At 69.0% G+C, this 12,522-nt stretch carries 11 protein-coding genes; 3 read left to right on the top strand and 8 right to left on the bottom strand.

The window, feature by feature from the left end:
* Window positions 1–318 carry a non-heme iron oxygenase ferredoxin subunit gene (locus QZ271_RS04220; protein ID WP_291429290.1) on the top strand — a complete coding sequence of 106 codons (318 nt, stop codon included), beginning with the start codon at window positions 1–3 and terminating at the stop codon, window positions 316–318.
* A gap of 217 nt (window positions 319–535) precedes the next feature.
* On the opposite strand, the gene QZ271_RS04215 is transcribed toward QZ271_RS04220, so the two are convergent.
* The 5 genes from QZ271_RS04215 to QZ271_RS04195 form a co-directional block, all read right to left on the bottom strand.
* Entirely contained in the window at window positions 536–1,018 is a 483-nt protein-coding gene (locus QZ271_RS04215; protein WP_291429289.1) for a hypothetical protein, read from the bottom strand.
* Between the two features lie 218 nt (window positions 1,019–1,236).
* Window positions 1,237–1,926, bottom strand: coding sequence for an ankyrin repeat domain-containing protein (locus QZ271_RS04210; protein WP_291429287.1), 690 nt, complete (start codon window positions 1,924–1,926; stop codon window positions 1,237–1,239).
* Between the two features lie 109 nt (window positions 1,927–2,035).
* A complete protein-coding gene (locus tag QZ271_RS04205; RefSeq protein ID WP_291429286.1) occupies window positions 2,036–3,208 on the bottom strand; it encodes an acetyl-CoA C-acetyltransferase in 1,173 nt (390 codons plus the stop codon).
* Window positions 3,209–3,244: 36 nt separating this feature from the next.
* Window positions 3,245–3,649, bottom strand: coding sequence for a hypothetical protein (locus QZ271_RS04200; RefSeq protein WP_291429285.1), 405 nt, complete (start codon window positions 3,647–3,649; stop codon window positions 3,245–3,247).
* Between the two features lie 67 nt (window positions 3,650–3,716).
* A complete protein-coding gene (locus QZ271_RS04195) occupies window positions 3,717–3,938 on the bottom strand; it encodes a hypothetical protein (protein ID WP_291429283.1) in 222 nt (73 codons plus the stop codon).
* A 173-nt stretch (window positions 3,939–4,111) separates the two neighbouring features.
* On the opposite strand from QZ271_RS04195, the gene QZ271_RS04190 reads away from it, so the two are divergent.
* Window positions 4,112–4,894 (top strand): metallophosphoesterase family protein, encoded by a 783-nt coding sequence (locus QZ271_RS04190; protein ID WP_291429281.1) that lies wholly within the window; start codon window positions 4,112–4,114, stop codon window positions 4,892–4,894.
* A 208-nt stretch (window positions 4,895–5,102) separates the two neighbouring features.
* Complete coding sequence (locus tag QZ271_RS04185) at window positions 5,103–6,284, top strand: hypothetical protein (protein WP_291429278.1); 1,182 nt, start codon at window positions 5,103–5,105, stop codon at window positions 6,282–6,284.
* A gap of 181 nt (window positions 6,285–6,465) precedes the next feature.
* Here QZ271_RS04185 and QZ271_RS04180 read toward each other — a convergent pair whose 3' ends face one another.
* From QZ271_RS04180 to treZ, 3 genes are all read right to left on the bottom strand, one after another.
* On the bottom strand, window positions 6,466–7,158 hold the full coding sequence (locus tag QZ271_RS04180) for a Bax inhibitor-1/YccA family protein (protein ID WP_291429276.1): 693 nt from the start codon (window positions 7,156–7,158) through the stop codon (window positions 6,466–6,468).
* Window positions 7,159–7,440: 282 nt separating this feature from the next.
* Entirely contained in the window at window positions 7,441–10,278 is a 2,838-nt protein-coding gene (gene treY, locus QZ271_RS04175) for a malto-oligosyltrehalose synthase (protein WP_291429274.1), read from the bottom strand.
* A complete protein-coding gene (treZ, locus tag QZ271_RS04170) occupies window positions 10,275–12,137 on the bottom strand; it encodes a malto-oligosyltrehalose trehalohydrolase (protein WP_291429273.1) in 1,863 nt (620 codons plus the stop codon). Before treZ ends, treY begins: the two co-directional genes overlap by 4 nt.
* Window positions 12,138–12,522 lie beyond the last annotated feature (385 nt).

Here is a 12,522-nt window from a genome sequence, read left to right as displayed (position 1 = left end):
ATGAGCGATCCCACCCGAGTCCTGGCCGGACCTGCCGCCGACCTGCCCGAAGGGCACCAGACTGCCGTTGAACTCGGCGGTGTCAGCGTACTCGTCGTAAATTTTGGGGGTACGTACTACGCCCTGCGGAACAACTGCACCCACAAGGACTACCCGCTTCTGGGCGGCGAGGTCAGCATGGGCCGTATCACCTGCGAGAAGCACGGCGCGAAATTTGAACTCGCGACCGGTAAGGCCAAGACCCTGCCCGCCGTGAAACCTGTGAAGCTCTACCGTGCAGAGGTCGAGAACGGCGCGGTGTACGTCTCAGAGCTGTAAGCGCACAGGGCGGGACGCCGTGACTGTCACTCCGTCCCCGCCTGCCGCTTATGGCGTTCCCTCAGAATCCCCGGTCGCTGTCGCCGCGCTCCTAAGTACGTTCAAGCTAACATTGCGAGATTCCGGGAAAGCGCCGGAACCTCTCCATTCCCGCTCCAACATACTTTCTTCTGCTACGCGCTCCGCGCGGTTTATCTACAAGATAAACGCAGTGTACTTAGTGTTCCAGTTCGCTCGGCTCGCCTTCCGGGAGGTCGCCCGGACGCTGACTCACGTGGGGCGGGGCCTGCTCGCTGGGCGGCGTGTACCCGGGATTGGGGTCCACGGCCGCCTGACGTGTCTCCAGCGCCGTGGCCGTGGACGCCGTGAGCCCCACGCCCGCCGACGGCACGATGGTGTCCAGGTGCTCGCCGCCCTGACCCGCCACCGTCTGCGCCCCGGCCAGCCCGGCGTCCTGTTGCGCGTGCTCCATGGCTGCCACGTCCCGCGTGGCGAGGTGATCGAACTGCCCCGTCACTTCTTTCGCGCTCGGCAGTTCCACTGGCGTGTACTCCACGTGGTCCGCGCTGCCCACGCGGTCCCCGGAGGGCGTGGTCGTGTACGCCTCCTGATGGTCGTCCTTGGGGTCCGGCGTGTCAAAGCCGGTCTGCGCGCCGTGCTCACCCGTCAGGGGAGCGTTCCCACTGCGTTCGTTGTCCATACCCGCCAGTCTGCGCCGCCCCGGCCCGCCCGCGCATTCCGGCTTTCTTCAGGGTCCCGAACGGAACCGTTCAGGAACGCTGATACGGACTGCCGCTCCACTGCGCCACAGTCGGAACAGCGCCGTCTGTGGCTCCATACCGCGAAGGGGCGTCTGCTGTACCTCCTCGCGTCGGCTCGGATTGATTCAGAAGTGCAGCGAATCAATCGGAATCTGTATCAGGCGGGAAGCGGCTCCTCCAGCGAGTCGGCCAGTAGCCCGTAGCCTTCCTCACGCGCGAAGTCCGCCGCGCGGCGACCGTCCGCCGTGCGGGCGTCCGTGTCTGCGCCCCGCTGACGCAGGAACAGTGCCAGTCCCGCGTCGCCGTTCTGCGCGGCGGCCATCAGCGGCGTGAATTCGTGCTGCTGCGCGGCGTTCACGTCCGCGCCCGTCATGACCAGCGCCCGCGCCAGAGCCCCGTGCCCCCCGGCCACGGCCGAGTGCAGCGGCTGCACCCGCATGGCGTTGCGGCTGGCCGCGTTCACGTCCGCCCCGCGCGACAGCAGCGCCTCTGCGGCGCCCGCCTGACCGAAGAACGCCGCCAGTCCCAGCGGACTGAACCCGTCGCCGCTCACGCCGTTCACCCGCGCCGGATCGGTGTCCAGTTCGCGCGTCAGGGCCGCCACGTCACCCAGCGCCGCCGCCGCATACACGTCCAGCGGCGCGCCCAGCTCTGCGAGCACCCGCGCCATGTCCGCCCTCCCGTACGACACCGCGAACAGCACCGGACTCGCCCCCAGCGGACTGGACGTACCCAGCAACCCCACATCCGCCGCCACCAGCGCGCGCAGCAGCGCCTCATCCCGCGTCTTGATCGCCAGGAAGAACGCCGCCTCGCGGTCCCCCACCGTGTCCATCCCGTCCGTCATGCGTCCAGCGTAGCCGGGATGGGCCGGGCTGTCAGGGTGCGGCCCCCTCCCCCCCCCTCGCCGTGATGAGGCGCAATGGGGGGGGCAGGAAGGCCCGTCACGCGTCGCGTTAGGCCCGGGCGCGCACCACGACGGCGATGCCCATGCCGCCGCCGATGCACAGGCTGGCGACGCCGGTTTCCTTGCCCAGGCGGCGCAACTGGTGGATCAGCGTGACGAGCACGCGCGCCCCGGAAGCCCCGATGGGATGCCCGAGGGCAACCGCGCCGCCTGTGACGTTCACGCGGGCAGGGTCGGCGTTCAGGTCGCGCACGACGGCGAGGGACTGCGCGGCGAAGGCCTCGTTCAGCTCGAACAGGTCCACGTCGGCGACGCTCATCCCGGCGCGGGTCAGGGCGACGGGGACGGCCCTGGCGGGTCCGATGCCCATGATGGCGGGGTCCACGCCGATGGCGGCGTAACTGGCGATCTCGGCCAGGATGGGCAGGCCGTGCGCCTGTGCGTACTCCTCGCTGGCGACCAGCAGCATGGCGGCGCCGTCGTTGATGCCGCTGGCGTTTCCGGCGGTGACGGTGCCGTCCTTCTTGAAGGCGGGGCGCAGTTTGGCCAGGGCCTCGGCGCTGGTGGCGCGGGGGTACTCGTCGGCGCTGAAGGTGGTGGGGCCCTTGCGGCCCGGCACGTCCACGCTGACCAGTTCGTCTGCGAAGAAGCCTCCGGCCTGCGCGGTGGCGGCGCGGTTCTGGCTTTCGAGTGCAAAGGCGTCCTGTTCCTCGCGGGTCAGGTTCCACGCCTGCGCGATGTTCTCGGCGGTGATGCCCATGTGGTAGCCGCCGAACACGTCGGTCAGGCCCTCCGAGAGGATGCTGTCCAGCGCCTGCGCGTGACCCAGCCGGTAGCCTTCGCGGGCGCGGGGCAGCAGGTACGGCGCGCCGCTCATGCTTTCCGTGCCGCCCGCAAGGTACAGCCTGCCGTCCCCGGCCTTGATGCCCTGCGCGGCGCTGATGACGGCCTGAAGGCCGCTGCCGCACACGCGGTTGACGGTCAGGCCCGGCACGTCATCGGGCAGGCCCGCGCCGATGCCGACCTGTCGGCCCACGTTCATGCCGTTTCCGGCCTGAAGGACGTTGCCCACGATCACGTCGGCCACGTCCGCACCGTTCACGCCGCGCAGCACAGCTTTTGCGGCCGTGATGCCCAGATCGGCGGCCGAGACGTGTTGCAGGCTGCCCATGAAACTTCCGATTGGCGTGCGCCGGGCCGCCACGATCACCAGTTTGGTCATGACCGGAGTCTAACGGGCGTTAGAGGTGTTTCCCGGTCACCCGTGCGGGAACGCGCGGGAACGTCCGGCCCGCCACACGGCCCACATCAGCAGTGGTTGCAGCGGCAGCCGCGCCCAGAGCAGCCAGCCGGGCAGCCCGAACTGCTGAGGGTGCTGCGCCATGTTCAGGTTCGCGGGCCACACGGCCAGCAGCAGGGCCATCAGGCCCCAGCGCGCCGCTGGGCGCGTGGCGGGATGCAGCATGCCCAGACCGCCTAGCAGCTCGGCCGCGCCACTGAGCAGCGTGGCTGACCGTGCGGGCAGCGGTACCCAGCGGGGCACGATGCTGTCGAACGGGCGCGGCGTGACGAAGTGCAGCGTGCCCGCCCCGACGAACAGGGCGCTCAGGATCAGTACGCCGGGCGTGGGACGCTGAAGTTCACGGGAAGATTGATCTGGCATGGCGCAGCCTCGCGCATTTCACGGCAAAAGAAAAGGAGCCCGCAGGCTCCAGAGGTCGGGGCAAGGCTTAGCCGTTGCTGGAGGGCACGCTGCGGGCTTCCTCGCGGTCCTTGAGCTGCTTGTCGCTCAGGCCGTCGTCATTGTTGCGCGGAGCTTTCGCTTCGCGGTCGTTGGCACTCTTGACGGACGGGTCGTTGTCATGTTCGATCTCGTGCACTTCTTTCTTGTTGCGGTCGTAGTCCTGAGGCTGGCTGGTGTGGCCCTTGTTCTTGTCGTCTTTGTCCGGCATGCCTTTACCCTGACAGGCGGCCGCACGTTCTTTCTGGGGGCGGCGTGAACGACACTTGATCTCTGAAGCGACGCTCAAGGGCGCGGCCCGGCGCCCACCCGCACCCGTGGAGGGGAGCAGGTTCAGCGGGTCCCCGCGCAGGGGCCGCGCGGCAGACGCTACCCTGCGGTGCGATGAGGGCCGCAGTGATCAGTGATGTCCATGGAAACGCCTTTGCGCTGGAGGCGGTGCTGCGAGAGGTCCGCGCCGCCGCGCCGGACCTGACCGTGAACCTGGGTGATCAAGTCGAGGGCAGCGCTGACCCGGCCCGCGCGCTGGGCATGCAGGCGCAACTGGCGGCGGCCGGGACGCTGGAGGTGCGCGGCAACAACGAGGAGAAACTCTGGCCGGGGGGCCGCCGCTCACCGCTGTCACGGTCGTACGGTGCGTGGCTCGCGGCGAACACCGACCCGGCCCTGCTGGCGCGCGTGGCAGCCCTGCCGCTGACCGCGCGCGCCGGGGAGTTGCTGGCCTTTCACGGGCTGCCGGACAACGCCTGGGACAGCCTGCTGTGGGTGTGGGACACTGGCGGGTACTACCGCGCCCGCGACCCCAGGAGTCTACTGACGCTGGTGCAGCCGCTGGACGCCGCCGTGATCGTGTGCGGACACACCCACCGCCCTGGCGCGACCCGGGTGGGCGATACGCTGGTCGTGAACGCCGGGGCGGTCAGCGATCAGGTGGACGGCGACCCCCGCGCCCGCTGGACGCAGCTGGACCGCGTGAACGGCCACTGGAACGTCACGTTTCACGCCGTGCCCTACGACATCGAGGCCGCCGTCGCCTGGGCCGCCACGCACACACCCTTCGGAGGCGGAGAGGACAGCCTCCTGAGAACCGGCACCATGGACGCGCGCGGGGACGGCCTGTGGGAAGGCCCGACTCCCGACCCCAAAGCGCCGGGAGACGCGGAGTGATCTGGACTGCGCACCATCGCGCCACAGGCGGGAACGCCGCGGCCTGCGTCTGCATAGCGCAGGCGTCTGTTCCACCTCACATCCGCTCTGCTTGATTCTGAATTGCACCGAATCGACCTGCGTCCGTATGAGCAAGCGGCCCGCTGCGCCAAGCGCGGCCGGGGCCGGGGGCCGGTCCTGAGCGCCCGGCGCGCGCTACGCTAAGACCATGCACACCAGGGCAGAGCAGGCCACGGCAAAACGCAAAGGGACAGGACGGCGCACGGAGAAGCAACGGGCCACGGGCAACCGGGCGCGGTTGGGAGTGGCGGCCCTCCCGGCCCTCCTGTTGGCCCTGGCCGGCACCGGCAGCGCGGGATCGCAGGGGGCGCCCTCCTGCGGCGGCACTCCCGGCGTGCCCGGCTGGGCCCGGACCGCCACGTACCGCGGCACCCTGGGGACGCTGCCCATCGCCCTGCAACTCACGCCCGGCCGCTTTGGGAGCCGGTACTTCTACGAGCGCCGCAGCCTCGACATCTTTCTCGAGGAATTCCGGTCGGGCGAACAGCTGATCCTTCAGGAGTCCGTGGGCCAGACGCTCAGCAGTAACAGCGTCACGACCGGCTGTTTCACACTGAGCCCCGTCCAGGGCGGCCTGAAAGGCACCTGGCAGGCCCCCGGCGGCCGCGCGGCGCCCGTGACATTGAAGGCCGTGAACGCCCTGACCCTGCCGCTGAATCTGCCGTCCTCGCCGGGCCTGCAACGCTTGCGCCGCGACGACCCGCTGGCGTTCCTGAAACTCAACCGCCCCTGGGTCCGCACCGCCTCCAGTGTCCGCGAGCCGCTGTCCGGTCTCCATTACCCGCGTGTGCCGGGCGCCAGCGCGCCCCTGAACGCCGCGCTGCAGGACCGCCTGCTCAAAAACGCCGTGAGCGCCCTGGACTGCCGCAGCATGCTCCCGCCCGACCGTCAGAGTAGCGACGACGCCGGGTACCAACTGCAGGCCGCCGTGACCCTGCAGCGTCCCCACCTGCTGAGCCTGCGAGAAGACGTTTATTACGAGTGCGGCGGCGCACACCCCGACTACTACAGCGTGGGACTGATCCTCGACCGCGCCACGGGCCGCGAGGTGAACCCTGCCACCATCTGGCCGACCCTCACGGCCTCACGCCAGGAGACCCTGTACCTGAGCGGCGTGCGCCGCCAGGTCGAAGCCAGCTGCCTGGACGTTCTCACGCAGTCCAGCCTTGACTTCACGGCCAACCTCACACCGGCCGGCCTGAATCTGACGCCCACCAGCCTGCCGCACGTGTTCGCCGGCTGCGACGAGACGGTCGTCGTTCCCTACGCCACCCTGCGCCCGGATGCGAACACCGCGAGCCCTTACTTTCCCGACCTGTACGTCCGCTGAGACGGATTCCGGTTGATTCGCTGCAATTCTGAATCAAGCAGAGCAGACGCGCCGGGGAACAAAAGCGCCCTTTTTGCGGTATGGAGCGGACTCCAAATGATGGGCGCACAGGCGGCAAAACAGAAGGAGCAAAACAGCCCCGGCGTCATGCCGGGGCTGCTTTGCTGAGGAGGGTGAACGGTCAGTCGCGGCTGCCGCCGATTCCGAACAGGCGCAGGATAAACAGGAACATGTTGATGAAGTCCAGGTACAGGGCCAGCGCGCCGTTGATGGCGGCCCGCTCGGCCTGCTCGCCCTGAATCCCGCTCAGGGCGAGGTTGCGCAGCATCTGGGTGTCATAGGCGGTCAGCCCGGCGAACAGCAGGACGCCCACCACGCTGATGCCCAGCGTCAGGGCGCTGCTGGCCACGAACAGGTTCACGATCATGGCGACGAACAGGCCGATCACCGCGAACATGAAGAAGCGGCCCATGGCGCTCAGGTCCTTCTTGATCACGAAGCCCGCCACGCTCATCAGGCCGAAGGTGCCGGCGGTCGTGGCGAACGCGGCGGTCACGGCGCTGGCGTCGTAGGCCAGCAGGATAGAGGAGAAGGTCAGGCCGGTCAGGGCGGCGTACGCGACGAACAGCACGCCGGCCAGGGCACTGGGCAGCCGCTGCGCGCCGAAACTCAGCACGAACACCAGGGCCAGCTGCGCGAGGATCAGCGGCATACGCAGGTTCAGAACCTGCAGGGCAAGGACCTCGTTACTGGCCGTCAGCCACGCGATCCCGGCCGTGAGGGCCAGACCGGCGGCCATCCACGAGTACGTGCGGGCCATGAACGTCCGGACGAGATCCGTCGTGTTGGTGCGGGTGGTGGGGTAGGTCTGCATACACCCCAGAATACGCGGTGAGCTCCAGCCGAGTTCCCGCTTTGGCGGGCGCTCCCTGAGCATGCCTTTATCCCTGTGGGGGGGCGTCCACACTTCCCGGCTAGGTGATCAGGGGTAGCGCGCACGGCCCATAGCGTACGGACTGCCGCTCCACTGCGCCACAGTCGGAAGGGCGCCGCCTGCGGCTCCATACCGCGAAGGGGCGTACGCTGTTCCTACTCGCGTGCGCTCGGATTGATCCGGAACCGCAGCGAATCACTCGGAATCTGTATCAGGTCCGGTTTACTCTCGGATCAGCAGGGCCACCGGGAAGTTCTCCAGTACCTTGGCGAGCGGCACGCGGGAGCCGCGCACCTTGAGGCTCTCGCCGGTCAGGGCGCTGCGGTACGTGCCGGTCGGCAGGCTGATCTGGCGGGTGCCCCAGACTTCCCCCATGGCCCACGGTGTCTGCTCACGGGTCAGGGTGAAGGTCAGGCGCGGGGCGATGGTCACGGCCACCTGCCCGGCGTGCTCGCGGCGGAAGGCCAGTGCATGCCGTCCGGCGTCGATGGAATGGTAGGTGCCATTGCGGAACAGTTCCGGGTGCTGCGCGCGGGCGTGGAGGGCGGCCCAGGTGACCAGGACCTTCACATGGCCGTCCTGGAAACTGCCCAGCAGGCGGCGGGCCAGAGCGTGGCCTGCGCCGCGTTCCAGGCGACCCAGCGTGCGGTTCAGGGCGGCGTAGTCCACGGGGCGGCGGTTATCGGGGTCCACCAGACTCTGATTCCAGCCCTCGCAGCCCTGGTACGTATCCGGCACGCCGGGCGCGGTCAGGCGGACCAGCGCGGCGCTCAGGCCGTTCTGCGCGCCGTACGGACTGATCCGGCCGTGCAGTTCCCGCAGGGACGCTGCGAAGGCGTCGTTGCCGAGCAGGCCGCGCACCATGGTGTCCAGCGCGGTCTCGTACTCCTCGTCGGGCGCGGCCCAGCTCGTCCGGAGTTTCGCCTCGCGCGCCGCCTTGAGCAGGTACGCGCTCAGCCGGTCCGGGAAGTCCGTCAGGTTGCCGTCCAGCGGGAAGGCGCCCAGCGCGTTTTGCAGCAGCACGTAGGTGTCCAGCGTGGTGGGGGCGCGGCCCAGTTCCAGTTCGGTTTCCAGGGACCGGATCAGCGGTGACCAGCGGCTCAGGTACGCTGCCCAGGTCTGCGGCATCTCCGACAGCACGCTGATGCGGGCGCGGGTGTCCTCGCCGCGTTTGGTGTCGTGGGTGCTGCCGCCCAGCATCGCCTGCGGCCAGTGTTTCGCGCGCGCCGCGACCGCCTCATGAAAGGCCCGGAGCGGCGTGCCGAACAGCGCCGGGTCGCCGCCGACCTCGTTCAGGGACAGCAGGCGCGCGTAGCGGTAGAAGGCCGTGTCCTCGGCGCCCTTGGCGGTGACGGGGCCGGTTAACTGCTGGAATTTCAGGGTGAAGTTCGCGTACGCCGCGCGGGTCGGCTCGTCCGGGGCGTTCAGGGTCAGCACCGAGTGCAGGTAATCGAACACGCTGGGGTCCAGCGTGGCTGCCGCCCGGCGGTTGTGCACGCGGGCGTCGCGGATGGCGTGCCCGATCTTGGCATCGTCACCGGGTTCGCGTTGCCCATCGGCGCGGATGTACGTGCGGTAGACCGGGAAGGTGGCGATCACCTCGCGGATCGCGGCGCGCAGGGTGCTCAGCGTGAAGTCGCGGGCGCTGCGGTCGGCCTCGGCCAGCCGTTCCAGGTGTTCGGCCAGCACGTTCACCTCGCCCGGCAGGCTGACCCGCTGGATCAGGTGCTTGCCGTGGTACAGGTGCTCGCTGTACGGCGTGCGGTCCCCGGTAAAGCGCCGGTAGACCGCGCTGACCTCCTCCTCGTTGCCTGGGTCCACGAACACGCCGTTCAGTTGCGCCAGGAAGTCGTACCCGGTCGTGCCGTGAATCGCCCAGTCGTTCGGAAGCTGCTCGCCGGGCTCCAGGATCTTCTCCGCGACCACGTACAGCGGGAGTGTTCCCCCGGCCAGCGCCTGCGGGTCGCCGCCCAGGGCCTGCGCCGCGCCTACCTGCAGGTCCCGGAAGTACCCGGCCGGGTCGAACAGCCCGTCGGTATGGTCGAGCCGCACGCCCTGGATCAGGCCCTCGCGCAGCAGGTCGAACAGCGTGGCGTGCGCCCAGGCGAACACGCGCGGGTCCTCCATGCGCAGCGCCGCCAGATCGTTGATATCGAAAAACCGGCGGTAGTTGATCTCCTCGGCCGCGACCTTCCAGAAGGCCAGCCGGTAATTCTGCTCGCTGATCAGGGCGTCCAGTTGATCGGAGTCGCCGTTCACGGCCGTCACGGCCTGATCGAGTGCCGAGCGGACGGCGGGGGACGCCTGCGCCAGTTCACCCAGGCGGCGGGTCATGACCTCGACCTCCTGCGCGCGGATCACGCGGTCCGTGTCGGTCAGGTCCCCGGTGGTGCTGCGCGGTAGGTTGTCCACGCTGCGGCGAATACTGGCGAGCTCCGCGCGCACGGCGGTCTCGGTGCCCCGGGGCAGGGCCGCCTCGACCCAGCCCAGCAGCCGCGAGAGGCTGCGTGGCGACAGCGGCAGCGTCCGCTCCCAGTACTGCAGCGTGAAGTGCCCGCCCTCGCGGCGCAGCTGCAGTTCGCCGCGCTCCAGGACCCGGCCGTACTGGTCGCCCAGCACGGGCAGCAGAACCCGGCCGTCGAGCGCGCGCTTGAGCGGGTGCCACGAGATGTCGAAGAAGTGCGCGTAGCGGCTGGCCTGACCGTGGCGCAGCACGTCCTCCCAGTAGGCGTTGTGGCCGTCCTGGATGCCCATGTGGTTCGGCACGAAATCCACGATCAATCCCAGCCCGAGTTCCCGCGCGCGCGCCGACAGGCGGCGCAGCCCACCGGCACCGCCGAGTTCCGGGTTGATCTGCGTGTGGTCGGTCACGTCGTAGCCGTGCGTGCTGCCGGGCGTGCTCGTCCAGATGGGCGAGAGGTACACGTCGGTCACGCCCAGCCGCTTCAGGTACGGCAGCACCCGCCGCGCCGCCGCGAAATCGAATTCCCGGTGCAGTTGCAGGCGGTACGTGGCCGTCGGAAGGTGTGTTCTGGGCGCTGCCGCTCGGTCAGGCGTCACGCGTCTTCTCCGAACAGGATGGCCTCACCGGGTTGCAGGGGCCGCCCGGACAGACTGACGGGCGTCACGTTGCCCGTCAGGTCGTCGCCGGAGCGCAGCATGACCCGCGCCGGCAACGTGAACGGCAGTCCGGTGGGGGCGTCCAGCGGCGTTTGCTCCAGGTTCCACAGCAGCGCGCGGGTGCCCTGCGGGGTTGTCCACTGCACCCACAGTGTCCCGGCGCGGCGGCCCGTGACTCCGGACTGACCCGGTACGTCCAGCGACCCGGCGCGCACCGCCTGACGGGACCGCACGCTCAGGACCGGGTCCTCGCGGCGCAGGCGCAGCAGCGTGCGGTACAGCGCCAGGGTCCGCGCGTGCATTCCGGCCGCCAGTTCGGACCAGTCGAGTTTCGCACTCTGGAAGGTCGCCGCGGCCTGCGGGTCCGGTAAATCCTTCCCGCTGAAGCCCGAGAAGTAGGCGAACTCGCGCCGCCGACCCTCGGACACCAGCCGCCCCAGTTCCCCGCGGTAGTCGCTGAAGAATGGAAACGGCGTGCCAGCCGCCCATTCCTGCCCCTGGAACAGCAGCGGCGTCATGGGCAGCGTCAGCAGCAGCGTGCTGGCCCCCAGGTACTCTTCGAGCGTCACGCCCTGCGACTGGTGCAGGCGGTCACCGAGCGCGCGGTTGCCCACCTGATCATGGTTCTGGATGCAGTACACGAAGCTCGGGGCTTCCAGCGCGTCGGCCGGTTCGCCCCGGTGGTGCTCCTCGCCCGGCACGTCCCAGTACTGCCCCTCGTACTTCCAGCCGCGGTTGATCACCTGCGCCAGTTCGGCCGAGCCCCCCTGGAAACCGCCGTAGTACCCTTCGTGCTCGCCGGTCAGGGAGACGCGCACCTCATGGTGAAAGTCATCCACCCAGATGCCGTCCAGGCCGTACCCGGTCACCAGGGCCGGGTGATTGCGGTGGTCCTCGGCCAGCATGACGTGCGATCCGCCCAGGGCGTGCACGGCGCTGGCCAGTTCGGACAGGATGTGCACGTCGCTGTCGTCTTCCATGGCGGCCGTGGCGTCCAGGCGCAGGCCGTCCATGCGGTACTCTTCGAGCCACATGCGGGCATTGCCGGTGATGTACCGGCGCATGTGCTCCTCGGCGTAATCCAGTCCCTGTCCCCACGCGGTGTGAAAGCGGTCGGTGAAGTACGACGGGCTGTACGTGGACAGGTAGTTGCCGTCCGGCCCGAAATGGTTGTACACCACGTCCACGAAGACCGCCAGCCCCAGGCCGTGCGCGGCGTCCACGAAGGCCATCACGTCCTCCGGGCGGCCGTACGGCGCGAACGGCGCGTACATCCCCACCCCGTCGTACCCCCAGCCATGCGCGCCGGGAAAGGAGGCCAGCGGCATCAGCTGAATGGCCGTGACGCCCAGGTCCTTCAGGTACGGCAGGCGCTCCAGCGCGGCCCTGAAGGTCCCCTGCGGCGTGAAGGTTCCCACGTGCAGTTCGTAGAACACGCACCCGTCGAGCGGCAGGCCCGCCCAGTCCGTGTGCTGCCACGCGAAGGCGTCCAGGTCCACGACCTCGGCCTCGCCGTGTACGCCGTCCGGCAGGGACCGCGCGTACGGGTCCGGCACCGCCTGGCCGTCCAGCACGAACTGGTAGCGCGCTCCGGCCCCGACCGGCAGCACCGCCTCGAAGTACTCTCCGGGAAGCGTTTCCATCGGGTGAAGCTCGCCGTTCACCCGCACCTGCACCTGCGAGGCGAGCGTACTCCACACACGAAAGCGGGTCTGCTGCCGATCAGGCATCAGATGCGCTCCCAGCATCGCCTGCGACTGATCTGCCTGCCCCGCCTGATATTCCTGTAGGTCGCTCATGATCTCGCTCCTTGGCACGCCACCCAACACCGGTGACTATCCAGTCAGGCTAGATGCCCCGCCACCCCCCACCATGAGAACCGCCTCAATACACCATGAGCAGTTCCCCGGCCCCGCAGACTGCCTTGTGCCTGTTTGCGCTGCGGGGCAGCTCCATGAGTCCGCCCGGATGGAACGCTTTTTGCCCACCGGTTGACCGGAATCTGTATGAGACGGACTGCGATTGATTCGCCGCCGTTCTGAATCAATCCGAGCGGACGCGAGTAGGAAGGGCAGACGCCCCTTCTCGGTATGGAACCGCAGGCGGCACTTTTCCGACTGTGGTGGAATGGAGCGGCAGTCCGTATGAGACGGACTCCGATTGAATGGGCTGCAAAGCCCGTTC

Source organism: Deinococcus sp. (genome assembly GCF_018260555.1).
Lineage (GTDB): Bacteria > Deinococcota > Deinococci > Deinococcales > Deinococcaceae > Deinococcus.
Note: the sequence above shows the minus strand (reverse complement) of the source record. Positions and strands in the feature narration are given on the sequence as shown.

What these genes read in the sequence shown, in the direction of transcription:
- QZ271_RS04220 (WP_291429290.1), top strand. Translation starts at nt 1, where the DNA reads ATGAGCGATCCCACCCGAGTCCTGGCCGGACCTGCCGCCGACCTGCCC.
- QZ271_RS04215 (WP_291429289.1), bottom strand. Translation starts at nt 1,018, where the DNA reads ATGGACAACGAACGCAGTGGGAACGCTCCCCTGACGGGTGAGCACGGC.
- QZ271_RS04210 (WP_291429287.1), bottom strand. Translation starts at nt 1,926, where the DNA reads ATGACGGACGGGATGGACACGGTGGGGGACCGCGAGGCGGCGTTCTTC.
- QZ271_RS04205 (WP_291429286.1), bottom strand. Translation starts at nt 3,208, where the DNA reads ATGACCAAACTGGTGATCGTGGCGGCCCGGCGCACGCCAATCGGAAGT.
- QZ271_RS04200 (WP_291429285.1), bottom strand. Translation starts at nt 3,649, where the DNA reads ATGCCAGATCAATCTTCCCGTGAACTTCAGCGTCCCACGCCCGGCGTA.
- QZ271_RS04195 (WP_291429283.1), bottom strand. Translation starts at nt 3,938, where the DNA reads ATGCCGGACAAAGACGACAAGAACAAGGGCCACACCAGCCAGCCTCAG.
- QZ271_RS04190 (WP_291429281.1), top strand. Translation starts at nt 4,112, where the DNA reads ATGAGGGCCGCAGTGATCAGTGATGTCCATGGAAACGCCTTTGCGCTG.
- QZ271_RS04185 (WP_291429278.1), top strand. Translation starts at nt 5,103, where the DNA reads ATGCACACCAGGGCAGAGCAGGCCACGGCAAAACGCAAAGGGACAGGA.
- QZ271_RS04180 (WP_291429276.1), bottom strand. Translation starts at nt 7,158, where the DNA reads ATGCAGACCTACCCCACCACCCGCACCAACACGACGGATCTCGTCCGG.
- treZ (WP_291429273.1), bottom strand. Translation starts at nt 12,137, where the DNA reads ATGAGCGACCTACAGGAATATCAGGCGGGGCAGGCAGATCAGTCGCAG.